Source organism: Xanthomonas sp. F1, assembly GCF_014199855.1.
This window is the reverse complement of the sequence record NZ_JACHOK010000002.1, coordinates 128,906-150,540: the sequence shown is the minus strand read 5'-3', so window position 1 is coordinate 150,540 and position 21,635 is coordinate 128,906. Positions and strand designations below refer to the sequence as shown.

At 71.4% G+C, this 21,635-nt stretch carries 27 protein-coding genes; 22 read left to right on the top strand and 5 right to left on the bottom strand.

From position 1 onward, the window contains the following. Window positions 1-97: 97 nt before the first annotated feature. Window positions 98-544 (bottom strand): copper chaperone PCu(A)C, encoded by a 447-nt coding sequence (locus GGR71_RS05395; RefSeq protein ID WP_160962765.1) that lies wholly within the window; start codon window positions 542-544, stop codon window positions 98-100. A gap of 34 nt (window positions 545-578) precedes the next feature. Here GGR71_RS05395 and GGR71_RS05390 point away from each other — a divergent pair, with 34 nt between their 5' ends. The 3 genes from GGR71_RS05390 to GGR71_RS05380 all read left to right on the top strand — a co-directional run bounded on the left by GGR71_RS05390 (window position 579) and on the right by GGR71_RS05380 (window position 3,001). Continuing rightward, window positions 579-1,358 carry an enoyl-CoA hydratase/isomerase family protein gene (locus GGR71_RS05390; protein WP_160962767.1) on the top strand — a complete coding sequence of 260 codons (780 nt, stop codon included), beginning with the start codon at window positions 579-581 and terminating at the stop codon, window positions 1,356-1,358. A gap of 202 nt (window positions 1,359-1,560) precedes the next feature. Then, entirely contained in the window at window positions 1,561-2,469 is a 909-nt protein-coding gene (tesB, locus tag GGR71_RS05385) for an acyl-CoA thioesterase II (protein WP_010341175.1), read from the top strand. Window positions 2,470-2,479: 10 nt separating this feature from the next. Beyond that, window positions 2,480-3,001: a putative signal transducing protein gene (locus GGR71_RS05380; protein ID WP_160962769.1), complete on the top strand. Its 522-nt coding sequence runs from the start codon at window positions 2,480-2,482 to the stop codon at window positions 2,999-3,001. A 253-nt stretch (window positions 3,002-3,254) separates the two neighbouring features. On the opposite strand, the gene GGR71_RS05375 is transcribed toward GGR71_RS05380, so the two are convergent. Then, window positions 3,255-3,854 (bottom strand): EF-hand domain-containing protein, encoded by a 600-nt coding sequence (locus tag GGR71_RS05375; RefSeq protein ID WP_160962771.1) that lies wholly within the window; start codon window positions 3,852-3,854, stop codon window positions 3,255-3,257. 28 nt (window positions 3,855-3,882) lie between these two features. On the opposite strand from GGR71_RS05375, the gene GGR71_RS05370 reads away from it, so the two are divergent. From GGR71_RS05370 to GGR71_RS05340, 7 genes are all read left to right on the top strand, one after another. Continuing rightward, a complete protein-coding gene (locus GGR71_RS05370; RefSeq protein WP_456362598.1) occupies window positions 3,883-4,815 on the top strand; it encodes an arginyltransferase in 933 nt (310 codons plus the stop codon). 90 nt (window positions 4,816-4,905) lie between these two features. Further along, the gene (locus tag GGR71_RS05365) at window positions 4,906-6,138 is read left to right on the top strand and encodes an endonuclease/exonuclease/phosphatase family protein (protein WP_160962792.1); all 1,233 of its coding nucleotides are present in this window, start codon (window positions 4,906-4,908) and stop codon (window positions 6,136-6,138) included. Window positions 6,139-6,497: 359 nt separating this feature from the next. After that, window positions 6,498-6,860, top strand: a complete 363-nt coding sequence (locus GGR71_RS05360) for a roadblock/LC7 domain-containing protein (protein WP_048491514.1) — start codon at window positions 6,498-6,500, stop codon at window positions 6,858-6,860. A 9-nt stretch (window positions 6,861-6,869) separates the two neighbouring features. After that, entirely contained in the window at window positions 6,870-7,370 is a 501-nt protein-coding gene (locus GGR71_RS05355; protein WP_160962794.1) for a PAS domain-containing protein, read from the top strand. Continuing rightward, window positions 7,367-8,122: a PhnD/SsuA/transferrin family substrate-binding protein gene (locus GGR71_RS05350; RefSeq protein ID WP_160962796.1), complete on the top strand. Its 756-nt coding sequence runs from the start codon at window positions 7,367-7,369 to the stop codon at window positions 8,120-8,122. Before GGR71_RS05355 ends, GGR71_RS05350 begins: the two co-directional genes overlap by 4 nt. A gap of 7 nt (window positions 8,123-8,129) precedes the next feature. Continuing rightward, entirely contained in the window at window positions 8,130-8,771 is a 642-nt protein-coding gene (locus GGR71_RS05345) for a hypothetical protein (RefSeq protein WP_237474547.1), read from the top strand. Then, window positions 8,768-9,403, top strand: coding sequence for a hypothetical protein (locus GGR71_RS05340; RefSeq protein WP_160962798.1), 636 nt, complete (start codon window positions 8,768-8,770; stop codon window positions 9,401-9,403). Before GGR71_RS05345 ends, GGR71_RS05340 begins: the two co-directional genes overlap by 4 nt. Window positions 9,404-9,482: 79 nt before the next feature. Here the strand turns inward: GGR71_RS05340 and purT are convergent, their stop codons facing one another. After that, the gene (gene purT, locus GGR71_RS05335) at window positions 9,483-10,670 is read right to left on the bottom strand and encodes a formate-dependent phosphoribosylglycinamide formyltransferase (RefSeq protein ID WP_160962800.1); all 1,188 of its coding nucleotides are present in this window, start codon (window positions 10,668-10,670) and stop codon (window positions 9,483-9,485) included. A 34-nt stretch (window positions 10,671-10,704) separates the two neighbouring features. Then, window positions 10,705-11,577: a LysR family transcriptional regulator gene (locus GGR71_RS05330; RefSeq protein WP_160962802.1), complete on the bottom strand. Its 873-nt coding sequence runs from the start codon at window positions 11,575-11,577 to the stop codon at window positions 10,705-10,707. Between the two features lie 131 nt (window positions 11,578-11,708). Here GGR71_RS05330 and GGR71_RS05325 point away from each other — a divergent pair, with 131 nt between their 5' ends. The 12 genes from GGR71_RS05325 to GGR71_RS05270 all read left to right on the top strand — a co-directional run bounded on the left by GGR71_RS05325 (window position 11,709) and on the right by GGR71_RS05270 (window position 21,047). Next, window positions 11,709-12,707, top strand: a complete 999-nt coding sequence (locus tag GGR71_RS05325) for a quinone oxidoreductase family protein (RefSeq protein WP_160962804.1) — start codon at window positions 11,709-11,711, stop codon at window positions 12,705-12,707. Between the two features lie 166 nt (window positions 12,708-12,873). Continuing rightward, entirely contained in the window at window positions 12,874-14,025 is a 1,152-nt protein-coding gene (locus GGR71_RS05320; RefSeq protein WP_160962806.1) for an aromatic ring-hydroxylating oxygenase subunit alpha, read from the top strand. Then, window positions 14,015-14,641, top strand: a complete 627-nt coding sequence (locus tag GGR71_RS05315; RefSeq protein WP_160962808.1) for a DapH/DapD/GlmU-related protein — start codon at window positions 14,015-14,017, stop codon at window positions 14,639-14,641. Before GGR71_RS05320 ends, GGR71_RS05315 begins: the two co-directional genes overlap by 11 nt. A gap of 410 nt (window positions 14,642-15,051) precedes the next feature. Further along, window positions 15,052-15,924, top strand: a complete 873-nt coding sequence (locus tag GGR71_RS05310) for an SPFH domain-containing protein (protein ID WP_160962810.1) — start codon at window positions 15,052-15,054, stop codon at window positions 15,922-15,924. Between the two features lie 13 nt (window positions 15,925-15,937). Next, the gene (locus GGR71_RS05305) at window positions 15,938-16,228 is read left to right on the top strand and encodes a hypothetical protein (protein ID WP_160962870.1); all 291 of its coding nucleotides are present in this window, start codon (window positions 15,938-15,940) and stop codon (window positions 16,226-16,228) included. Then, the gene (locus GGR71_RS05300) at window positions 16,225-16,404 is read left to right on the top strand and encodes an Arc family DNA binding domain-containing protein (protein ID WP_160962812.1); all 180 of its coding nucleotides are present in this window, start codon (window positions 16,225-16,227) and stop codon (window positions 16,402-16,404) included. The genes GGR71_RS05305 and GGR71_RS05300 overlap by 4 nt, the downstream gene beginning before the upstream one ends. Then, the gene (locus GGR71_RS05295) at window positions 16,401-16,577 is read left to right on the top strand and encodes a DUF4177 domain-containing protein (RefSeq protein ID WP_160962814.1); all 177 of its coding nucleotides are present in this window, start codon (window positions 16,401-16,403) and stop codon (window positions 16,575-16,577) included. Before GGR71_RS05300 ends, GGR71_RS05295 begins: the two co-directional genes overlap by 4 nt. A 1-nt stretch (window position 16,578) precedes the next feature. Then, complete coding sequence (locus GGR71_RS05290) at window positions 16,579-17,904, top strand: alpha/beta hydrolase (RefSeq protein ID WP_343160848.1); 1,326 nt, start codon at window positions 16,579-16,581, stop codon at window positions 17,902-17,904. Further along, window positions 17,901-18,494 carry a hypothetical protein gene (locus tag GGR71_RS05285; RefSeq protein ID WP_237474548.1) on the top strand — a complete coding sequence of 198 codons (594 nt, stop codon included), beginning with the start codon at window positions 17,901-17,903 and terminating at the stop codon, window positions 18,492-18,494. Before GGR71_RS05290 ends, GGR71_RS05285 begins: the two co-directional genes overlap by 4 nt. 248 nt (window positions 18,495-18,742) lie before the next feature. After that, the gene (locus GGR71_RS05280; protein WP_160962816.1) at window positions 18,743-19,561 is read left to right on the top strand and encodes an APH(3') family aminoglycoside O-phosphotransferase; all 819 of its coding nucleotides are present in this window, start codon (window positions 18,743-18,745) and stop codon (window positions 19,559-19,561) included. 83 nt (window positions 19,562-19,644) lie between these two features. Next, the gene (locus GGR71_RS05275; RefSeq protein WP_160962818.1) at window positions 19,645-20,454 is read left to right on the top strand and encodes a M15 family metallopeptidase; all 810 of its coding nucleotides are present in this window, start codon (window positions 19,645-19,647) and stop codon (window positions 20,452-20,454) included. Next, window positions 20,451-21,047: a hypothetical protein gene (locus tag GGR71_RS05270; protein WP_160962820.1), complete on the top strand. Its 597-nt coding sequence runs from the start codon at window positions 20,451-20,453 to the stop codon at window positions 21,045-21,047. The genes GGR71_RS05275 and GGR71_RS05270 overlap by 4 nt, the downstream gene beginning before the upstream one ends. 198 nt (window positions 21,048-21,245) lie before the next feature. Here GGR71_RS05270 and GGR71_RS05265 read toward each other — a convergent pair whose 3' ends face one another. Continuing rightward, on the bottom strand, window positions 21,246-21,617 hold the full coding sequence (locus tag GGR71_RS05265) for a DUF423 domain-containing protein (protein WP_048491486.1): 372 nt from the start codon (window positions 21,615-21,617) through the stop codon (window positions 21,246-21,248). Between the last annotated feature and the right edge of the window lie 18 nt (window positions 21,618-21,635).

The window sequence follows — 21,635 nt, the reverse complement described above, 5'->3', positions numbered from 1 at the left end:
ACCGACGTTGGGCTTCGCTCGTCGCGGCTGATCCCACAAAAGGGGACAAGAGCCGCGCTTACGACATGGAGAAGGCTTCTTCTCGCGATGGAGCTCCTTACATCGCCTGCTTGCGCACCGTCAGCGTCGCATCGGCCTTGCCGCCGCCTTCCAGTTGCAATTGCAGCGGCACGGCCTGCCCGTCGGTCAGCGCGCCCTTGCCCTGCATCAACATCAGGTGCATGCCGCCGGGCTTGAGTTCGACGCGGGCGCCTGGAGCCAGCGGTACGCGCTCGACCGCGCGCATCCGGCTGACGCCAGCCACGACCGTGGTCTCGTGCAGCGACACATCGCCGAAGCTGGCACTGCTGGCGCCGACGACCGTCACCGGCTTGCCGCAGCCGTTGTGGAGCACGCCGTAGCCGGCCGTCATCGGCATCGCCGGATTCGGCGGCAGCCGCGCCCAGCCCTGCTCCAGGGTGAGGCACGCCGGTTCCGCGGCAGACGCCGCGGTGGCGGCCGCGCACAGCACGAACAATACGCCAGCGAATGGTTTGGTTATCATCGCCGAGGTTCCTTCTTCGAAAGCAGACCGCAGCATGACGACGCTCATCGACGTGATCAACCACGGCCCCATCCGTGAACTGCGCCTGGCGCGGCCGCCGGTCAATGCGCTGGACACCGCGCTGTGCCAGCAGCTGATCCAGGCGATCGAGCAGGCCGCGGCCGACGGCGCGCACGGCATCGTGCTGTCGGGCAACGAACGGCTGTTCTCCGCCGGCATGGACGTGCCGCACCTGCTCAGCCATGGCGACGACCGCGCCAAGCTGCTCGGCAGCTGGCAGCAGTTCTTCGGCGCGGCGCGCGCCTTGGCCGCCAGCCCGATCCCGGTGGTCGCGGCGCTGACCGGGCACGCCCCGGCCGGCGGCTGCGTGTTGGCGCTGTGCTGCGACTACCGGGTGATGGCGCGCAGCCCCGAGCCTGCGCGCCCGGTCACCATCGGGCTCAACGAGACCCAGGTCGGCCTGGTGGCGCCGGAAGGCATCCAGCGCCTGCTGCGGCGCGTGGTCGGCGCGCACCGCGCCGAGCGCCTGCTGGTCGGCGGCGACCTGGTCAGCGCCGAGCGCGCGCTGGAGATCGACCTGGTCGACGAACTGGTCGACGCCGACCTGGTGGTGGCACGTGCGCTGGCCTGGCTGCTGGAATTGCTGAAGCGGCCGCGGCAGCCGATGCTGCAGACCCGTGCCATCGCCCGCGCCGACCTGGGCATGGCCCTTGCCGACGAGCACATCGGGCTGGAGCGGCTGATCGACGACTGGCAGGCGCCGGACACCCAGGCCGCGCTGCGCGCGCTGGCGGCGCGGCTGGGCAAGGGCTAGGACAAGTCCTCCATCCCCGAGCATGCGGCGCCGCGGTCGCGCATACCTGTGGCAAGGAAGCGCGGGGAAATGGACGCCCGTCCACGCCCGAGCGTTGACGCGGCCACCGGCACGCGCAGCCACAGCCCTTAGGCTTGGACCTCGCGGGCGGGCGCGGACGGCCCGCTATAATCGGCGCACGTCCGTCGCCAGGCCCCGCCTCTTGTCCGCCAAGCCCGCCCCCGTCGTCTCCGAACTGATCGAGCTGCTGTCGCTGGAGCGGCTGGAGGACAACCTGTTCCGCGGCCAGAGCCGCGACATCGGCACCAAGTACGTGTTCGGCGGCCAGGTGCTGGGCCAGGCGCTGTCGGCGGCGCAGGCCACGGTGGAGAACGCGCGCCGCGTGCATTCGCTGCACGCCTACTTCCTGCGCGCCGGCGACATCGAGCATCCCATCGTCTACGACGTGGACCGTACCCGCGACGGCGGCAGCTTCTCGGTGCGCCGGGTCACCGCGATCCAGCACGGCAAGGTGATCTTCTTCTGCGCGGCCTCGTTCCAGGAGCAGGAGGACGGCGCCACGCACCAGTTGAAGATGCCGGAAGTGCCGCAGCCGGAAGACATCGAACCGACCCCGGCGGCGCGTCCGGAAGTGCTGGCGACGCTGCCGACCAAGGTGCAGCGCTGGCTCTCGCGCGGCGGCCCGTTCGAGTTCCGCCACGTGTATCCGCGCGACGAACTGAACCCGCCCAAGCGTCCGCCGTTCCAGCAGATGTGGCTGCGCCTGAGCGAGCCGGTCGGCGATGCGCCGGAGCTGCACCAGGCGCTGCTCGCCTACGCCTCGGACTTCCACCTGCTCGGCACCGCCACCTTCCCGCACGGCATCAGCTACTACACGCCGAACGTGCAGATGGCCTCGCTCGACCACGCGCTGTGGTTCCACCGCCCGTTCCGCGCCGACGACTGGCTGCTGTATTCGCTGGACAGTCCCAGCGCGCAGGGCGCGCGCGGCCTGGCGCGCGGGCAGTTCTTCACCCGCGACGGCACCCTGGTGGCCAGCACTGCGCAGGAAGGCCTGATCCGCGTGGTTCCAGACGCCGACGCCGCGGCGCAGGTGCCGGCCAAACGCTGAGGACACGAACATGCGTCAGATCTTCAGCAGCCAGCGCGTGGAAACCGCCGAAGGCGTCGCCGCGCTGCTGCGCGATGCCGGCATCGACGTGCGGCTGAGCAACGGCCGCTCCTACCGGACCCGCCGCAGCGGCCAGTTCAGTTATCTGGATCCGGTGGCGGCGCAGGCCCAGCCCACGGTGTGGGTGGTGCATGCCGACGACCAGCCGCGCGCGCGCGAACTGCTGCGCGACGCCGGCCTGCTCGACAGCACCCGCCGCGATCCGGAACAGGGCCGTGCCCCCTATCTGAACGAGTTCCGCTCGCAGGTGGAAGCGGACACCGGCCAGCGCTGGGCCTGGCGCATCCGCATCGCCCTGCTGCTGGCGATCGGTGCGGTGGCGATGGTCATCGCGCTGCGCCACCTTGGCCAGCAGAAGCAGGCCCCCACGCCGGCTGCAGCGCCAGCGGCCAGGCCGACCACCGCGCCACCGGCGGAGGCCGGCGACGACGAAGTGCGGGTGCGGGTGCAGCCGGCACCGCGCGACAACTGAGCCACGCCGACCGCTGGTCCGCGCATGCGGCGGACGCCGCCCGTGGCGATGACGTTCTGCCGAGGATCGCCCTTGCCTGACGGCGCGGCGCGCCGCACGGCCATGCGCGTACCGCGCTGCACCTGCCGCTGTACTGCCCGGCGCGCGGCAGCAACATGGTTCCCCAAACAAAAGCGCCCCTGCGCGGGCGCAGGGGCGCTGTCGATCGGCGCCTTGGTGCAGTGACGCCGCGGCCACCGCCGCGGCGGATGGCTCAGTTGCTGTCCGGCGCCGGCATCGGCGGCGGCGCGTCGCCGCCGCGTTGCCCGCCCGGGCGATGCGCCCAACGCTTGGCCTGCGCCGCATCGAACTCGGCGCGACTGAGCATGCCGTCCTTGTTGGTGTCGGCGGCGGTGAACCAGGCATCGCGATGCTGCTTGGCGCGCAGCTCGAAGTCGGCACGGTCGATGTAGCCGTCCTTGTTCACGTCCATCTTGTCGAAACGCGCGGCGAGCTTCGGATCGGCCTGCGCTTCGGCGCGGCTGATGCGGCCATCCTTGTTGGTGTCCAGCTTGGCCATCATCGCGCCGGGCACGCCGTGCCCACCCGGGCCGCCGTGGCGGCCGTGCCGCGGCCACTCGTCGCGGCTGAGCTTGCCGTCGTGGTTCTTGTCCAGCGCATCGAAATGTTCGGCCAGACGCGGATCGGCGGCGGCCTCGCTGCGGTCGATGACGCCATCGCCGTTCTTGTCGAGCGCGGCGATGCCGCCGGCATCGGCGGGCGCGGCGGGATTGGCCGGCGGCGGAACGGCGTAGGCGGCACCGGACAGGACGGCCAGCACGGCCAGGGCAAGCAGCGGGTTGCGAGACTTCATGGGTCACTCCCTGAGGATGATGAGGCACCTGCCGGGACGGCAGGCGTCCGGCGTCGCGAGCGGTCCGTGCAGCGGACCGGCACCGTGGCGCCTTCCCTGCAGACAACGCCCCGTCGTCGCCGCGGTTGACCCGTCGCCAGGCGCATTCATGGACGGGACAGTCGCGGCCTCTGCGATGGCGAAGCGCTATGCTCGACGCATGGCCATCCATTCCGACGCCAGCGACGACCTGCGGCTGTTCCAGACCGGCCAGCACGCATGCGGCTACTGGCCGGAGCGGCAAGCCCGCGACCTGGTACTGGACCCACACGACCCGCGTCTGGGCGCGCTGTATCCGCTGGCGTTGAGCTGGGGCTTCCGCCGCTCCGGCGATCTGGTCTATCGCCCGCACTGCGACCACTGCCGCGCTTGCGTTGCGGTGCGCATCCCGATCGAGGACTTCGTGCCCGATCGCAGCCAGCGCCGCTGCCTGGCGCGTAATGCCGATGTCGACGTGCGCATCGTCGCCGCCGAGCGCAGCGAGGAACAGCTGGCGCTGTATCAGCGCTATCTGCGCCATCGCCATCCCGGCGGCGGCATGGACGATCACGGCGCGCACGAGTTCGATCAGTTCCTGATCGGCCACTGGTCGCATGGGCGCTTCCTGGAGCTGCGGCAACGCATGCCCGATGGACGGCGCGGGCCACTGCTGGCAGTGGCGGTCACCGACATCGCCGCGCAGGCGCTGTCGGCGGTCTACACCTTCTACGACCCGGACGCCGGCGCACGCGGCCTGGGCACGCTGGCGATCCTGCAGCAGATCGCATGGGCGCGACGCGAAGGCCTGGGCCATCTGTACCTGGGCTACTGGATCCGCGGCCACCAGAAAATGGACTACAAGCGCCGCTTCCGGCCGCTGCAGGCCTACGACGGCCGCCACTGGCGCGACTTCGACGACTACCTGCGCCAGCTCGGCGGCTAGCCGACGGCGACTGGCATCGCGTTGCCGAGCCGTGCCGCCGCCCGCGGTCGCGCCATCGTGCGGACATGCAGCGCATGCGAAACTTGGCGCATGACCTCACGCCTCCTCCTGCTCGCCCTGATCCTGCTGTGCGGCGCCTGCGCGCACACCGCTCCCGCCACCCGCCTGATGACCGACGCCGCCGCGCCTGCCTCCACGACACTGCGGCTGGCCACCTACAACACCTCGCTCAATGCCGACGAACCCGGCGGGCTGATCGCCGCACTGCAAGGCGACAACGCGCAGGCACGCAAGATCGCCTCGGTGCTGCAGCAGGTGCGCCCAGACATCGTGCTGCTCAACGAGTTCGACTACGACGATGCGCACCGCGCCGCCGACCTGTTCGAGCAGCGCTACCTGGCGGTGCCGCAACCGCACGGCGGCGCGGCGCTGCGTTATCCGTACCGCTACCTGGCCCCGGTCAACACCGGCGTCCCCAGCGGCCTGGACCTGGACAACGACGGCCACGTCGGCGGCGAAGGGCGTGCGCGCGGCAACGACGCCTGGGGCTACGGCCTGCATCCCGGCCAGTACGGCATGCTGCTGCTGTCCAGGTACCCGATCGACGCCGCGGCGGTGCGCAGCTTCCGCCTGCTGAAGTGGAGCGCGATGCCCGACGCGCTGCGCCCGGTCGACCCGGCTACCAGCCGCTTCTTCCACAGCGACGCGGTGTGGGCGCAGCTGCGGCTGTCGTCGAAGTCGCACTGGGACGTGCCGGTGCGCACGCCGCTGGGCGTGCTGCATGCGCTGGTGTCGCATCCGACCCCGCCGGTATTCGACGGCGCGGAGAAGCGCAACGCGGCACGCAACCACGACGAGCTGCGGCTGTGGCGCGAGTACCTGGACGATGCCGGCAGCGGCAAGGCGCGCTGGCTGTGCGACGACGCCGGCCGCTGCGGCGGACTGGCCGCCGATGCGCAGTTCGTGATGCTCGGCGACCTCAACAACGACGTGATCGACGGCGACGGCCGCCACGACGCGATCCGCGCCCTGGTGACGCATCCGCGCGTCCTGCAGTACCCCACCCCGCACAGTGCCGGCGGCGAAGAGACCACGCGCGTGTATGCGGCCACCGGCATCGCCCATCGCGGCCCGCCGCAGCAGGTCACCGGCGATTTCGGCCCCAAGGCCGGCACAATGCGCCTGGACTACGTGCTGCCGTCGCGCAACTTCCGCTACCTGGACAGCGGCGTGTTCTGGCCGGCATCCAGCGATCCCGCCGCGGCCATCGCCGATGGCAGCGACCACCATCTGGTCTGGGTCGACGTCGCCGCGGGGCCGTAAGCACAGGCGACAGAACACAACCCAGGTCGCGACGCGGCCCGTACAGCACACCACCGGCGGCTCCATGGGCCGCCGCGTTCTTTCTGGCAGAGCATTGCCCGCTTTACGCGTGGACCGCCTGCCGCGCGGCACGCGACAGTCGTCGTACCGACCGGCGCCATTGCGGGAGGGGCTTCAGCCCCGCCACGCGTGCCTCCACCGCGTTCCGCAGCGCGGCCTTCCCACAGCCAGCCCGCGGCGCTCGCCGGACTGCCGCGCCCAGCACCGCCATCGGCCTTGATCCAGATCAAGGGCAACACCGCGCCGACGCGGTCCAATGCCTCCCGCACCCGGTCGGGATGCGCAAGCGGAAGGCGAGCATGCGAACGCAACAGTTGCAACAGGCGCTGGAGGGGCTCAACGGCGCCACCGCCGATATCGAGGCCTCGGCGCTGATCTCCCTGGACGGGCTGATGATCGCCTCGGCGATGCCGCAGGGCATGGACGAGGACCGCGTCGGCGCGATGTCCGCGGCGCTGCTCGCGCTGGGCGAGCGCAGCGCGCGCGAACTGGCGCGCGGCGCGCTGGAGCGGGTGCTGATCCAGGGCGAATCGGGCTACGTGATCATGAGTGCGGCCGGCCGCGAGGCGGTGCTCACCGTACTGGCCAAGCCCAGCGCCAGGCTGGGCCTGGTGTTCCTGGACATCAAGCGCGCCGCGCAGGCGCTGCAGCAGATCCTGTAGGGGGCCGCCATGCCGCTGCCGCCGATGGATCCGCCGCACGAGCCGCACCGCAGCGCCGAACTGCGCTATCACGACGGCAGCCGCCGCACGGTGTACTGGAGCGAACGCGAGGTAGCCTATCCGGACGGGCGCCTGATCGTCTCGCGCACCGACCTGGACGGCGTCATCACCCACGCCAACGAGGCCTTCGTCGAACTCAGCGGCTGGCCGCGCGCGCTGTTGATCGGCGCGCCGCACTGCATCCTGCGCCACCCGGAGATGCCGCGGCGCGCGTTCCGCGAGCTGTGGGACACCGTGCTGGCCGGCGAGAAGTGGCACGGCTACGTCAAGAACCTGCGGCGCGACGGCGCCTGCTACTGGGTCTACGCCACCGCCTTGCCGAACGTGCGCGACGGCCGCGTGGTCGGCTTCACCTCGGTACGGCGCAAGCCCTCGCGGCGGCGCATCGACGCGCTGCAGCCGCTGTACGCGCAATGGCTGCAGGACGAACGCACGCAGGCCCCGGCATGAGCTGCACCTTCCTGGTCGCGCCGGACTTCGCGCCCGAATACTTCGGCGGCTGGTACCTGCTCAGCACGGTGCTGCAGCGCCGCGCCGGCATCGGCCTGCGCCTGCTGATGCCGGCCGACGCCGCCGAACAGCGGCAGTTGCTGGACGACAGCGTCGTCGACCTGGTGTACGCCAGCCCGTTCGACGCCAGCGCGCTGATCCGCGAACGCGGCTACCTGCCGCTGGTGCGGCCGCGCGGACACGCCGACGAGGTGGTGATCGCGACCGCGGCCGAAGCGCCCGCGCGGTGCGTGGAAGACCTGCCCTATGGCTGCCGTATCGCGCTGACCGCCAACCAGGACGTGCGCCTGATCGGCCTGCGCCTGCTGGAACCGGCCGACCTGGAGCCGGAGCGCATCGCCTGGCGCCCGGCCAGCAGCTATGCCGCGGTGGCGCGACTGCTGCTGGAAGGCGAAGCCGACGCCGGCCTGTTCCTGGCCACCGCCTACCACGGCCTGTCGCGGCTGACCCGCGCGCGGTTGCGCCCGCTGGTGGAAAGCGCGCTGTGCGACATCGGCCACGTGCTGCTGGCGCATCCGCGCCTGGGCCCGCAACTGCCGGTGCTGCGCGACGCATTGCTCACGCTCGGCGATGCCGCGCACCGCGACGACCAGGCGGTGCTGGACGCGCTGGGCCTGGAGCGCGGCTTCGAAGCGATGTCCGCGGAGGACGCCGAATTCATTATCGACCTGATCGACACCTTGCTGGACTGAGGCGCCCATGCCCACTCTTCCCGCTCGCGATCCCGCACGCCTGGTGATGCGCACCCACGCCCGCGCCCTGCTGCGCGACCCGCGCGATGCCGCCGCGCACCTGGCGCGGCTGCACGCGGCGCTGCAACTGCACGACAACGAACCGACCCAGGGCGTGCTCGCCGACCTGTTCGTCGCCCTGCCGCGGCATGACGTCGCCCTGCGCCAGTTGGCGCTGCAGATGGCCGCGGCGCATCTGGCACCGCACGTGGCCGAAGCCTTCCAGCGCCACAGCCAGCGCCACGCGCTGCTGCCGATCAACGCCCTTGCCACGCGCTGGAGCGTGCTGGCGCGGCCGTCCGCCGACGTGCCGGCGCGGGTGCGCCGGGCCAGCCCGGACCATTCGCGACGGATGGTGCGCGAGGTGGTGGATGCGCTGTGCGACGGCGCACCGATCGCCGCGGCGCGCTGCGAACGCGAGTTCCTGGACTACTGCATCAGTTGCCAGGACAAGCTCGCCTTCATGCTGGCCACCCGCGAACTGCGCCGCCATGCGCTGGCCCTGGGCGACCGCTGGGACAGCACTGCGCGCTGGCTGCAGCAGCGCGAACCGCTGGGCGGCCGCAGCGTCGACGCCCTGTCCTTTTCCAGCGCGAGTGCGCCGCGATGACCGCCTCCGAACCGAGCAACTCCGAACCGACCTGGCTGATGCCGACCCCGCACGGCGTGCTGCACGGCTTCGCCAGCGCCACGCCGGACCGCATGCAGCGCGCGCTGCAACTGCTGCTCGGCGCGCACGGCGCGCTGTCGCTGCAGGAATGGCGCCAGCGCGTGGGCGGCGACGCGCAGCGCCTGCTGCAGGACGCGCGCGAACAGCAATGGGTGCAGTTGCTGCGGCGCGCGTTGCCGGGCCCGGAAATCCGCCTGGACGATTTCGCCCAGCACGTGATCGCCCCGCTGTCGGCCGAACGCCGCGCGGTGCTGGCATCCGACAGCGGCTTCTGCCTGGGCCATGCCGGCCTGGACCAGGAACAGGCCGAGACGCTGAGCGTGGCCGCGGCCGACTTCTCCGGCTTCGCCCAGCGCCAGAGCGCGCGCGGCTGGCACGGCGCGCACCGCTACGTGGCGTTCTACAGCGAGCCGCAGTTGCTGCTGCCGGACTGGTCGTTCGTGCCGTTCTGGGTCGACGGCGCCGGCTACTGGCTGGTGCTGGGCGGCGAGGCCCTGCTCAATAACCTGGCCATGGTGGAACTGGTCTGGAGCATCCGCCTGGCGGCGGCACGATTTGCGCCGCCGGCTTGAGAGGCCGGGAATGGGGAATCGGGAGTGGGGAATGGGAAAGCGGGTCCACTTTGGCCCCGCTTTCCGTGCGCTCGTAGTCTTATGCGTCTAGATCGATGGTGAGGACGGCGGCGGCGTCGCGGGCGATCTGCCGCGCTTCGTCGATGCTCGCGCCGCGGGCCAGGGTCACGCCGACGCGGCGGTGGCCGTGCACGCTGGGCTTGCCGAACAGGCGCAGGGCCGTGTCCGGCACCTGCAGGGCGGCGTCGACGTTGCCGAAGCGCGGCACGCCCTCGCCGTGCGCCAGCAGCGCACACGAGGCCGACGGGCCGTTCTGGCGGATCGCCGGAATCGGCAGGCCGAGGATCGCGCGCGCATGCAGGGCGAACTCGCTCAGTTCCTGCGACACCAGGGTGACCAGCCCGGTGTCGTGCGGCCGCGGCGACACCTCGCTGAACCAGACCTCGTCGCCCTTGACGAACAGCTCCACGCCGAACAGGCCCCAGCCGCCGAGATCGTCGGTGACCGCGCGGGCGATGTCCTGCGCGCGCTGCAGGGCCAGCGCCGACATCGGCTGCGGCTGCCAGCTCTCGCGGTAGTCGCCGTCCTTCTGCCAGTGCCCGATCGGATCGCAGAACGCGGTGCCGCCGGCGTGGCGCACGGTCAGCAGGGTGATCTCGTAGTCGAAGTCGATGAAGCCTTCGACGATGCAGCGGCCGGCGCCGGCGCGGCCGCCGGTCTGCGCGTATTCCCAGGCCGCGTCGATGTCGTCGGCGCTGCGCAGCGTGCTCTGGCCCTTGCCGGAGGACGACATCACCGGCTTGACCACGCAGGGCAGGCCCACCGCGGCGATCGCCTCGCGATACTGCTCGGGCGTGTCCACGAAGCGGTACGGCGAGGTCGGCAGGCCCAGCGTCTCGGCGGCCAGGCGGCGGATGCCTTCGCGGTCCATGGTCAACCGTGCCGCGCGCGCGGTGGGGATCACCCGCTGGCCGTGGTCGCGCTCCAGCGCCACCAGGGTCTCGGTGTGGATCGCCTCGATCTCCGGCACGATCAGATGCGGCCGCTCGCGCGCGATCACCTCGCGCAGCGCCATCGCATCGAGCATGTCGACCACGTGGCTGCGGTGCGCGACCTGCATCGCCGGCGCGTCGGCATAGCGGTCCACTGCGATCACCTCCACGCCGAAGCGCTGCAGTTCGATCGCCACCTCCTTGCCCAGTTCGCCGGAGCCGAGCAGCAGCACACGGGTGGCGGAAGCGGACAGCGGGGTTCCCAGAGTGACCATGGCGGCGGCGCCTGCGCGAAGAGGGGTGGCTATTCTAAAGCCGCCCGTCCGCCGCCTGCACCGCATCGGCGATGGCCTCGGCGACCCGCTGCACGCGCGGCGCGCGGCGCACGTCCGGATGCACGACCAGCCAGATCTCACGCTCGACGTCGCAGCGTGGCGCCTCGGGCAGTTCGACCAGCGCCCCGCCGGCGCTCGCCGCGGTCGCCTCCAGCAGGAACCGCGGCAGCAGCGCCACGCCGGCCCCGGCCGCGCAGGCATGCAGCTGCGCGGCCAGATCGTTGGCGACGAACGCGAACCGGCGCCCGCCCGCGAAGCGCAGCAGCCATTGCTGCTGCGGAGTGTGCGCGAGCGCATCGTCGTAGCCGACGAATGGCCAACTGGCAGGCGCCGCGTCGGCCCACTCCGGGCTCGCGCACAACGCGAACCGCATGGTGCCGATGCGCCGTGCCACCAGTCCCGGCGCCTGCGGCCGCGACAGCCGCACCGCCAGATCAGCATCGCGCGCGTACAGGTTGGCCGCCTGCGCCTCGCCCAGCAGATCGATGCGCAGCGCCGGCCAGGCACGCTGCGCGCGGGCCAGGCGCGGCGCCAGGAAGTGGCTGGCGAACACCGGCGAGGCCGAGATCCTCACGACGCCTTCCAACGTCGTGGCGCCCTGCGCGGCGCGGCCGAAGGCATGCGCTTCGGCTTCCAGGCGGGTGCCGTGCTCGGCCAACTGCAGCGCTTCGGCGGTCGGCAACCAGCCGCGCGGCAGGCGATCGAACAGGCGCAGGCCCAGTGCGGCCTCCAGCGCATCGATGCGCCGCGCCACCGTCGAGTGCTGGACCCGCAAGGTCCGCGCCGCCGAGGACAGGCTGCCGTCGCGCAGGACGGCCAGGAAGTAGCGGACGTCGTCCCAGCTCATCGCGGGAGATGCGGCAGGGAGCGCGCCGGTTTCGGTCGAATTTTGCACAATGACTGGGCGAAAGACGGGAATTCCGCCGAATTATGCACGGCCGGATGATGACGGCTTCCTCCCCACGCCGAGAAACCGCCATGTCCCTTCCCCGCACTGCCCTGCGCATCGGCATCGACCGCTACGGCGCCGCCGACGTGCTGCGCCGACTGGATGCGCCGGTCGCCGCCCCCGGCCCTGGCGAGGTCCGCATCCGCCAGACCGCCATCGGCGTGAACTTCGTCGACATCTATTTCCGCAGCGGCGCCCATGCCTTGCCGCACCTGCCGGCGGCGCTCGGGATCGAGGCGGCCGGGGTGATCGACGCAGTGGGTGCCGACGTATGCACGCTGACGCCCGGCCAACGGGTCGCCTATGCAGGCCTGCCCAATGGCAGCTACGCCAGCCTGCGCACGCTGCCGGCCGCGCGCGTGCTGCCGCTCCCCGACGCGCTGAGCGACGAAGCCGCCGCGGCCGGGCTGCTGAAAGGCATCACCGTGCACATGCTGCTGCATCGTGTTCGCCAGGTCGCGGCCGGCGACACCGTGCTGATCCACGCCGCGGCCGGCGGGCTCGGCCTGCTGGCGACGCAGTGGGCGCGCGCGCTCGGCGCACGCGTGATCGGCACGGTCGGCTCGGCCGCCAAGGCCGAGCTGGCACGCCGCCATGGCGCCGAGGCGGTGGTGGAGTATCGGCAGGAGGATTTCGTCGCCGCCGCGCGCGCGTTCGGCGGTGGCGACGGCGTCGACTACGCCATCGACGGCATCGGCGGCGAGGTGCTGACCCGCACGCTCGGCGCCGTGCGCCCGTTCGGCCTGGTCGCGAGCATCGGCCAAGTCGCCGCGGTGGGCGCACGGCACTGCGTGGACCTCGACGATCTCGGCCCGGCGCGCTCGATCGCGCTGGCACGGCCGAGCGTGCTGGGCTTCATCGCCCGCGACCTGGACGGCTATCGCGCCGCGGCGCAGGCGACGCTGCAACGGCTGGCCGATGGCCTGCAGGTCGAGATCGGTGCGCGGCTGCCGTTGGAGCGCGCGGCCGACGCGCACCGGCTGCTGGAATCGCGCACGAGCACCGGCGCCATCGTGTTGCTGCCTTAGCGTTGCGACCGTGCGTGGCGATACCGCAGCATCCATGCAAGGACCGGGAAGGCGGCTGCGCGCGGCGAGGTGCTATCTTCCGCAGCGTCACTGGGGATGTCGCCATGCACGCACACAGCGCCGAACACCGCCACGGCACGCCCTGCCGCACCGCCGAGAAGCGCCCATGCAGTCGTTGATGCCGGCCGAGGCATACATCGACGAGGCCTGGTTCGCCCGCGAGCGCGAAAAGCTGATGATGCCGCTGTGGCAGTTCGTGGCCCCGCGCATGCTGCTGGACAAGCCCAACGCCTTCGTGCGCCGGTCGGTGTGCGGGGTGGACGTGGTGGTGCAGAACATCGACGGCGAACTGCGCGCCTTCGACAACCTGTGCCTGCACCGGCAGAACCCGCTGCAGCAGCAACCGCAGGGCGTGCGCCCGCTGGTCTGCAGCTATCACGGCTGGCGCTACGGCGCCGACGGCGGCGTGGACAACATCCCGTTCCAGGACGATGCCTACCGTCTGGCCCCTGAAGCACGCGCCTGCCTGCGGCTGCGCCGCTTCGCGGTTGCCTGCATCGGCAAGCTGGTGTTCGTGAACCTGTCGGCCGAGCCGATGCCGCTGGAGACGCAGTTCTCGCTGGAGGCGCTGGAGATGCTGCGCGCCGCTTCCGAGCAGTTCGACGACGAGGTGCTGGTGGCGACCTTCGAAGCCGACTTCAACTGGAAGCTGGCCTACGAGAACCTGCGCGATGCGCTGCACCCGCGCTTCGTGCATGCGCGTACGCTGGCGCAGCAGGTGAAGTTCCAGGTGCAGATGGACGACGCCGGCATTGCCGACGCGCGCCGCTACCACACCGAGGGCAGCGCCTCGCGCGAGGCGCATCTGGCGCGCCTGCGCGATTTCAGCAGCGGCGGCCTCAACGAGCCGCTGCTGGCGATGGCGCACTACCCCTGGCACGCGCACGTCGAACGCTTCGGCAACGACGACTGGTATCTGAACTGGCTGCTGTATCCGAACCTGCACATCGCCTCGGGCTCGGGCGGCTACTCCTTCATCATCGAGCACCACCAGCCGGTGTCGGCGCAGCGCACCGACCTGCTGGTCTACTACGTCACCGCACGCAAAAAACAGCGCTATCCGGGCTCCGACGCGGTGCTGCTGGGGCATCTGCATGGCGCCGAGAAGGTGCTGCGCGAGGACATCGAGATCATGGAACAGGTGCAGTCGGGATTGCGCGCCGGCGCCCCGCGCGCGGTGCTGGGCGACTACGAGCACGCCAACATGCAGATCGAACGCTGGTACATGGACGTCATGGAGGGCCGCCATGACCTCTGAGAAATACGTGGTCGGCAGCGGCGCGCTGCTGCGCTGGGCGCTCGCCGCCTGGGCCGAGGCGGCGCCGGACTGCGTGCTGCACCCGGTGGACGTGGCGCAGGGCAAGGACTACCGCTTCGACCTGGATGCCCTGCACGCGCTGGCCGATACCGGCGCCACCGCCTTCGTCGCCTGGGGCGCGCAGTTCCTCAATTTCCGCCGCCAGGAGCTGATGGGCGAACTCAAGGCGCGCGGCTTCAAGATGCCGCCGCTGATCTGCCGCGGCGCGCAGGTGGCGGCCAGCGCGCGCGTCGGCGAGAACTGCGCGATCGGCGCCGGCGCCATCGTCGATGCGCACTGCGACATCGGCTTCAACGCCTGGATCGGCGCGGCGGCGGTGCTGGAATCGGCGGTCAAGGTCGGCGCCTCGGCGTGGATCGAGGCCGGCGCGACGCTCGGTGCGGAGGCGCAGATCGGCGCCCAGGCCACGCTCGGCCGGCAGGTGGACATCGGCCCCGGCGTGCGCATCGGCAAACGCTGCCAGATCGAGATCCCCGGCCGCTACCGCAGCGACATCGCCACCGACACCCACCACCTCAGCGGTTTCCGCTCGCCGGTGTTGATCCTCGGCGGGTGAGTGGCCGCCTGCGGCGGCCGGGAATCGGGAATCGGGATTGGGGATTGGCTGAAAAGCCGGGATTAGGGAATCGGGATTGGGGATTCGCCGAACGGCCGGGATTCGGCAGTGGGGATTGGGGATTCGCAAGAGCGGATCGCAGCCAGTCTGACGCCGTACCGGCGGCCCTCGGCCGGCTGGGGACATGTGCTTCCAGCATGCACTCGGCGAATGCGGCCAGGTCGCGCCTGCTCGCTGTCGCAGCGGCATTCCATTGAGACCGCCAGATCGGGGGATTTGCGCAAGCGAACCCTTGGCCCGCCCGCGTGCCTCGCTTCTACCAATCCCGAATCCCCAATCCCCAATCTCCACCTCTTGCAACCTGATATCAATTTGATATCTTTTCGTCCAACCACCCAAGGACGTCCACCATGAAAGAGCAGCCCCGTTCCTCCCTGCCCGGCATCCCGATGATCCTGGTCCTGGTCCTGGTGTTCGTGGCCGGCGCCGGCGCGATCATCGCCACCGGCGTGCTGCAGCCGTCGGCGATGCCGTGGACCCTGCTGGTCGCGATCCCGGTGCTGGCCGTCGCGCTGTTCCTGGTGGTCGGCCTGTACGCGCTGGAACCGAACCAGGCCGCGGTGCTGAGCCTGTTCGGCCGCTACGTGGGCACGGTCAAGGACCAGGGCCTGCGCTGGAACAACCCCTTCTTCAGCAAGCGCAAGGTCAGCCAGCGCGTGCGCAATTTCGAGAGCGGCCGGCTCAAGGTCAACGAGCTGGACGGCAGCCCGATCGAGATCGCCGCGGTGATCGTGTGGCAGGTGATGGACGCGTCCGAGGCGGTCTACAACGTCGACGACTACGAGAGCTTCGTGCACATCCAGTCGGAAGCGGCGTTGCGTGCGATGGCCACCAGCTATCCCTACGACCAGCACGAGGACGGGCAGATCTCGCTGCGCAGCCACCCCAACGAGATCAGCGAACAGCTCAAGCGCCACCTCGACGAACGCCTGACCCAGGCCGGCGTGGACGTGATCGAGGCACGCATCAGCCACCTCGCCTACGCCCCGGAAATCGCCCAGGCGATGCTGCAGCGGCAGCAGGCCAACGCGGTGATCGCCGCGCGCACCCGCATCGTCGCCGGCGCGGTGGGCATGGTCGAGATGGCCCTGGCCGAACTGCAGAAGAACGGCGTGGTCGAGCTGGACGAGGAGCGCAAGGCGCACATGGTCAGCAACCTGCTGACCGTGCTGTGCTCGGACCGCGGCACCCAGCCGATCGTCAACGCCGGCTCGCTGTACTGAGGTGCCGATGGATATGCATGCCGCCATCGCGCCGCTGGCGCTCGCCCTCTCCGGCCTGCCGGCCCTGGTCATCGCCGCCTGGATCGGCGGCAAGGGCGACGACCGCGCGCGCGGGCTGGGCCTGCGCTGGGCGCTGATCGGCCTGGCGATCCTGGTCGGCGCCGCGGCGCTGTACTGGACAGGCGGCCAGCGCGTCGGCGTCTACGCGGTGGCGATCGCGCTGCTGCTGGCGGTGAACGCGCTGATCGTGTCGATGCTGCTGCATCTGCGGCGCAGCGACGCCGCGCGGCAGGGGCGGTCATGAGCGAGAAGAAGGCCTATCCGCTGCGCATCAACGCCGACGTGCTGGCGGCGGCGCAGCGCTGGGCCGACGACGAACTGCGCAGCCTCAACGCGCAGATCGAATACGTGTTGCGCGACGCGCTGCGCAAGGCCGGGCGGCTGCCCAAGCCGCGTGACGACAAGGAGCCGGAATCATGAGCAAGCGCTGGGAGTACCTCACCGTCGAGGCCAAGACCAACCTGATGCTGGGCCTGAAGCTGGACGAACTGCAGGCCGACCTGAACAAGCACGGCAAGCTCGGTTGGGAACTGGTCAACGTCCTCACCCTGCCTGGCACCAAACCGCTGATGATGTTCAAGCGGGAGCTCTGACGTGCGCCCGCATCGGGTTCTTGCGCTTGCACTGACGGCGCTGCTGGCTCCGCTCACGGTGCTGGCCGCGACGCCGCAACAGACCGCCAGTGCGCTGCTGGATCGCCTGCAGGCCGGCGACCTGGCCGCGGTCGAAGCCGAGTTCACCCCGGCGATGGCCAAGGCGGTGCCATCCGACAAGCTGGCCGAGGCCTGGCGCATGCTGTCCACACGACTGGGCGCGCTGCAGCAGCGCGGGCCGGCCAGCGAACGCGAGCAGAACGGGCTGCGGGTGATCGAACAGCGCCTGCAGTTCGAGCGCGGCGCACTGCTGGCGCATGTGTCGATCGACGCGGACGGCAAGATCGCCGGCCTGCTGTTCACTCCCGCACCACCGCCGGCGCCTCCGCCTCCCGACGCCGACGCCGGCTTCAGCGAACGGGCGTTCGCGGTCGGTCCGCTGCCGGGCACGCTGGCCCTGCCGGCAGGCAAGGGTCCGTTCCCGGCGGTGGTCCTGGTGCACGGCTCGGGCCCGCAGGACCGCGACGAGACCATCGGCCCGAACCGTCCGTTCCTCGACGTCGCCCGCGGGCTCGCCGCGCAGGGCATCGCGGTGCTGCGCTACGACAAGCGGACCTTCGCCGTGCCGGAGAGCTTTGCCGGGCGCATCGACCAGGGTTTCACCATGGACGACGAGACCACCGACGACGCCGTCGCCGCGGTGGCGGCGCTGGCGCGCACGCCCGGCATCGACCCTGCGCGCATCGTGGTGATGGGCCACAGCCAGGGCGGCATGCTCGCCGCCCGCATTGCACGCCGCTCCGGCAAGACCGCCGGCATCGTGCTGTGGGCGGCGCCGGCGCGACCGCTGCTGGACCTGTTGATCGAGCAGAACCGCTACCTGCTGAACCAGGAACATCCGCTGTCGCCGCAGCGGCAGGCGGCGCTGGCCGAGATCGAGCGCCGCGTGGCCAAGGTCCGCGGCAGTGGCGAGGTCGCGCGCAACGATTCGCCATTGGACGTGCCTGCCACCTATTGGCGCGCGATCGAGCAGGTCGATCCGGTCGCCGACGTCCGCGCGCTCGGGCCGATGCCGGTGCTGTGGCTGCAGGGCGAGCGCGATTTCCAGGTCACCGCGCCGGACTGGCAGCGTTGGCAGCAGGCGCTGGCGCACGATCCGCACGCCACCCTGCACCGCTACGCCGCACTGAACCATCTGGGCATCGCCGGCACCGGCGCACCCGGGCCGGGCGAGTACGCGACGCCCGGCCACGTCGACCCGGCCCTGATCGCCGATGCCGCCACCTGGGTGCGCGCCCTGCCCGCCAGCCACGGCGCCGCGCCATGAGCCGGCTGCGATCCACGTTGCCCTCGCCGGCACGACGGTATCCGGTATCGCCGGCGCATCGGCTGGGCCTGGCCTTGTGGCTGTGGCTGCCGCTGCTGGCCGTGGCCGCGGTGATCGGCGGCGTCGCGCTGCACGCCGCGCGGCCCGGCGCGCTGTGGTGGCATTTCGGGCTGCTGGCACTGATCGGCGTGGCCGGCACCGCCACTTTCGCGCGGCAACGCGTGCTGCTGCACGACGGCCTGGTGGAGGTGCGCGCAACCTTCCTGACCAAGCGCGTGCCGTTGGCCGCGCTGCGCCTGGAGGCCGCGCGCGTGGTCGCGCTGTCCGAGCACACCGGCTTCAGGCCGGCACTGAAGGTGTTCGGTTTCGGCTATCCCGGCTTCCACGCCGGCCATTACCGCACCCGCGACGGGCACAAGGCGTTCTGCCTGATCACCAGCGATCGCGTCCTGGCCGTTCCGTTGCACGATGGCGGCTGGCTACTGCTCAGCGTCGAACAGCCCCGGCAGGTGCTGCAGGAATGGCAGACGCGCGCGGCGCAGGCGCGTGATGGCGAAGACACCTGCGGCACGGCCCGCCGCCTGGCGTGAGTGCGGCGCGCGTTGCCGCGTCGGCTGCCGCTGCGACCGGCCTTGGTGCAGGGCACGACACGCTGCGCGCGGTGCGATCATTGCTCGCGGTTGGCACGCGCCGGCTACGTCGAGGACGCCAGGTCGAGCGTTCCGATGTACCCGAGGCGATATGCTGGAACACCAGCAACGTTCGTCCTCGTCGCAGCCGCAGGCATCGCGACGGTGGCGGCGACTTCGCCCTCCACCATGACGCCAGGATCAGCCCGATGGACGACGCGGCCCCACGCGAGATTCCCGCCACCGCACCGGCCCTGCCGCCGACGCTGTCGGCACGGCTGCACGGCCTGCTGTGGCACCGCAATCTGGTCGGCGAAGCCGGCGCCCAGGTCTATCGGCTCGGCGGCGCCGGCACGCCGGATCTGTACCTCAAGCGCGGCACCGGCACGACGCACGACGACGTGGTGGACGAGTTCGCCCGCCTGCACTGGCTGCGTGGCACGGGCTGGGTGCCGCGCGTGCTGCATTTCGAGGCCGACGCCGCCGGCGCCTGGCTACTGAGCGCAGCCCTGCCGGGCAAGACCGCCTACCAGTGGCTGCAGGACGCACCCGCGCAAGCGCAGCGCATCGTGCAGGCGCTGGCCGAGTTCCTGCGCCGCCTACACGCCACGCCGATCGACACCTGCCCGTTCGAGGCAGGCCACCCGCTGCGCCTGGCCGCGGCGCAGCGCCGCCTGCAGGCAGGCCTGGTCGACACCGAGGATTTCGACGCCGCGCGGGCCGGCTGGTCGGCGGACGCGGTGTGGCAGGCGATGACCGCACTGTTGCCGCTGGCCAGCGAGCGCGTGCTGTGCCACGGCGACTATTCGCTGGACAACATCCTGCTCGACGCGCCGGACCGCGTCGTCGGGGTGATCGATCTCGGCCGCGCCGGCGTTGCCGATCCCTACCAGGACCTGGCGATCCTGGCCAACTGCCTGGACGAATTCGGCCCGCAGCTCGCCGACCATTTCTTCGCCGCGTACGGCATCGCCACGCCGGACCCGCAGCGGCTGCAGTTCCACCAGTTGCTCGACGAGTTCTTCTGAGTCGCACCTGCCGCATCGTGCGCGGCGCGGCAGGATCGCCCCCGCGACTGGTCGCCCGCGGTGCTTGGCTCTACCCTGTGCCGATGCGCACCGTTCCCAATCTGCTGCTCAACACCGAAGCCATCGAACTGCTGCCGGCCGCGCGGCTGCGCGCCCGCAGCAACGCCGACGCGCGCCAGCTCGCGCAGGCGACCTGGCTGCTGCGGCGCAAGCACGATGGACGCTACCTGGCGACCGCGAACGCACACGGGCTGCATGGGCTGGTGCCGCGGCTGATGCACGAGCCTGGCATCGACGCGGCGCTGGATCGTCTCGACGCGCTGCCCGCGCGTGGCGCGATGGCGGCTGATGAGACCTGGTTGCCGCTGCACGCTCTGCAGCAGCGGCTGGACCAATTGGGCCTGGCCGCCGACGCCTACGCGCAGCGCACCGGCCTGCCGCTGCAGCCGGAACCGGCCAGCCTGCACGCGGCCGGCAACGACCGCTACCGACGCCCGCTGTGGCTGAGCGCGGGCGCAGCGCGCGCCTGGCACGCGCTGCACCATGCCGCTGCGCGCGATGGCGTGGTGCTCGAGGCCATTTCCGGTTATCGCAGCCACGCGTATCAACTGGGCATCTTCGCGCGCAAGTTCGCCCGTGGGCAGACCCTGGAGCAGATCCTCGCGGTCAATGCCGCGCCGGGCTTCAGCGAGCACCACAGCGGGCACGCGCTGGACATCGGCACGCCCGGCGAACCGCCGGCCGAGGAAAGCTTCGAGCGCACGCGGGCCTTCGCCTGGCTGCGCGACCACGCCGGCGCCTTCGGCTACCGCATGAGCTATCCGCGCGACAACCCACATGGCATCGTCTACGAACCCTGGCACTGGTGCTGGCAGGAGGCCGCTTGCGCATGATCCGTTCCGACACCCGCCGGCCGCGCGCCGGCACCGCCGCCTGGCGGGCATTGACCCTGCTGGCCCTGGCGCTGCCCACCTGCGCCGCCGCGCAATGGCACGACCGGCAGGGCCAGGCCCTGCCGGACAGCGCCGAGCGCGGCCACGACAAGGCCTTCGCCGCCGCGCTGCAGATCGCCGACGACGCCGACTTCGCCGCGTTCGCACAGGAATGGGGGCAAACCGAGGCCGCGCATGCGCCGCAGCTGCGCACGATCGCGCGGGTGCATCGCGGGCAGTTGCTGCGGGTGGCACTGCTGTACTCCGGCTGCGCGCCCAGCCCCAACAACGGCGGCGCCTGCGATGCGCAGATGAGCCTGCGCATGCTCGGCCCCGATGGCAGTACCACCCTGCAGGACCCGATGCGCCCGCTGGGCATGGGCGGTCCACCGGCCGCCGCCGGCCTGCTGGAACTGGCGCCTCTGTCGGTGCAGTTGCGCTTCGAGGACAGCGACCCGCTCGGCACCTACACCGTGCAGGTCACGGTCAACGACCCCAGCCAGGACGCGTGGGTGCGGTTGAAGGCGCAGGTGGAACTGGTCGGGGACCGCTGAGCGCGGCGCGGCACCCCAAGCCGACCAGCGCGGACACGCCCTCTGGCACGCGTGTCGCACCGGCACCTTGAGTCCCCGCGGCGACAGCATCGCGCCGCACCGCTTCAGCTTCGCAAGCGCAAGGTTTCAAACGCTTCTTTGCGCATCGACCCGCCACTGCGCTTGGCTTGCCTCACCCTGTGCCGAAGCGCATCCGGCTCAGCGCCGCAGCGCGTCCACCGCCCACAGCAGCCAGCCCAGCATCAGCGTGGTGCCGCCGATCGGCGCCAGCCGCGTCGGCCACTGCGCCAGCGCGTTGCCGGCCAGGCTGCCGGAGAACAGCAAGGTGCCGAGCAGCAACAGGCACAGCGCACTGCGGCCGAGCAGGCGTTCGCTGCGGCGGCCCAGCGCCGCCAGCGCCACGCCGTGGCCGAAGGCGTACAGCGCCGCGGTCTGCAGGTGCGATTGCGCCAGGGGCTCGGCAACGCCGTGCGAGGCATAGGCGGACAGGCCGATGGCCACGGCCGCGAGCAGCGCGCCGGCGCTGCACAGCCAGAACGGCCCGCGCGTACGGCGATCGAACGTCAGCATGTGCATTCCCTCCGGGAG

Excerpts from the sequence above, each read along its gene's own strand:
- GGR71_RS05315 (WP_160962808.1), top strand. The coding sequence starts at position 14,015 with ATGACCTCTGAGAAATACGTGGTCGGCAGCGGCGCGCTGCTGCGCTGG.
- purT (WP_160962800.1), bottom strand. The coding sequence starts at position 10,670 with ATGGTCACTCTGGGAACCCCGCTGTCCGCTTCCGCCACCCGTGTGCTG.
- GGR71_RS05375 (WP_160962771.1), bottom strand. The coding sequence starts at position 3,854 with ATGAAGTCTCGCAACCCGCTGCTTGCCCTGGCCGTGCTGGCCGTCCTG.
- GGR71_RS05365 (WP_160962792.1), top strand. The coding sequence starts at position 4,906 with ATGACCTCACGCCTCCTCCTGCTCGCCCTGATCCTGCTGTGCGGCGCC.
- GGR71_RS05395 (WP_160962765.1), bottom strand. The coding sequence starts at position 544 with ATGATAACCAAACCATTCGCTGGCGTATTGTTCGTGCTGTGCGCGGCC.
- GGR71_RS05340 (WP_160962798.1), top strand. The coding sequence starts at position 8,768 with ATGACCGCCTCCGAACCGAGCAACTCCGAACCGACCTGGCTGATGCCG.
- GGR71_RS05265 (WP_048491486.1), bottom strand. The coding sequence starts at position 21,617 with ATGCTGACGTTCGATCGCCGTACGCGCGGGCCGTTCTGGCTGTGCAGC.
- GGR71_RS05270 (WP_160962820.1), top strand. The coding sequence starts at position 20,451 with ATGATCCGTTCCGACACCCGCCGGCCGCGCGCCGGCACCGCCGCCTGG.
- GGR71_RS05310 (WP_160962810.1), top strand. The coding sequence starts at position 15,052 with ATGAAAGAGCAGCCCCGTTCCTCCCTGCCCGGCATCCCGATGATCCTG.
- GGR71_RS05295 (WP_160962814.1), top strand. The coding sequence starts at position 16,401 with ATGAGCAAGCGCTGGGAGTACCTCACCGTCGAGGCCAAGACCAACCTG.
- GGR71_RS05360 (WP_048491514.1), top strand. The coding sequence starts at position 6,498 with ATGCGAACGCAACAGTTGCAACAGGCGCTGGAGGGGCTCAACGGCGCC.
- GGR71_RS05325 (WP_160962804.1), top strand. The coding sequence starts at position 11,709 with ATGTCCCTTCCCCGCACTGCCCTGCGCATCGGCATCGACCGCTACGGC.
- GGR71_RS05320 (WP_160962806.1), top strand. The coding sequence starts at position 12,874 with ATGCAGTCGTTGATGCCGGCCGAGGCATACATCGACGAGGCCTGGTTC.
- GGR71_RS05280 (WP_160962816.1), top strand. The coding sequence starts at position 18,743 with ATGGACGACGCGGCCCCACGCGAGATTCCCGCCACCGCACCGGCCCTG.
- GGR71_RS05345 (WP_237474547.1), top strand. The coding sequence starts at position 8,130 with ATGCCCACTCTTCCCGCTCGCGATCCCGCACGCCTGGTGATGCGCACC.
- GGR71_RS05275 (WP_160962818.1), top strand. The coding sequence starts at position 19,645 with ATGCGCACCGTTCCCAATCTGCTGCTCAACACCGAAGCCATCGAACTG.
- GGR71_RS05350 (WP_160962796.1), top strand. The coding sequence starts at position 7,367 with ATGAGCTGCACCTTCCTGGTCGCGCCGGACTTCGCGCCCGAATACTTC.
- GGR71_RS05330 (WP_160962802.1), bottom strand. The coding sequence starts at position 11,577 with ATGAGCTGGGACGACGTCCGCTACTTCCTGGCCGTCCTGCGCGACGGC.
- GGR71_RS05285 (WP_237474548.1), top strand. The coding sequence starts at position 17,901 with ATGAGCCGGCTGCGATCCACGTTGCCCTCGCCGGCACGACGGTATCCG.
- GGR71_RS05390 (WP_160962767.1), top strand. The coding sequence starts at position 579 with ATGACGACGCTCATCGACGTGATCAACCACGGCCCCATCCGTGAACTG.
- GGR71_RS05380 (WP_160962769.1), top strand. The coding sequence starts at position 2,480 with ATGCGTCAGATCTTCAGCAGCCAGCGCGTGGAAACCGCCGAAGGCGTC.
- GGR71_RS05300 (WP_160962812.1), top strand. The coding sequence starts at position 16,225 with ATGAGCGAGAAGAAGGCCTATCCGCTGCGCATCAACGCCGACGTGCTG.
- GGR71_RS05305 (WP_160962870.1), top strand. The coding sequence starts at position 15,938 with ATGCATGCCGCCATCGCGCCGCTGGCGCTCGCCCTCTCCGGCCTGCCG.
- GGR71_RS05355 (WP_160962794.1), top strand. The coding sequence starts at position 6,870 with ATGCCGCTGCCGCCGATGGATCCGCCGCACGAGCCGCACCGCAGCGCC.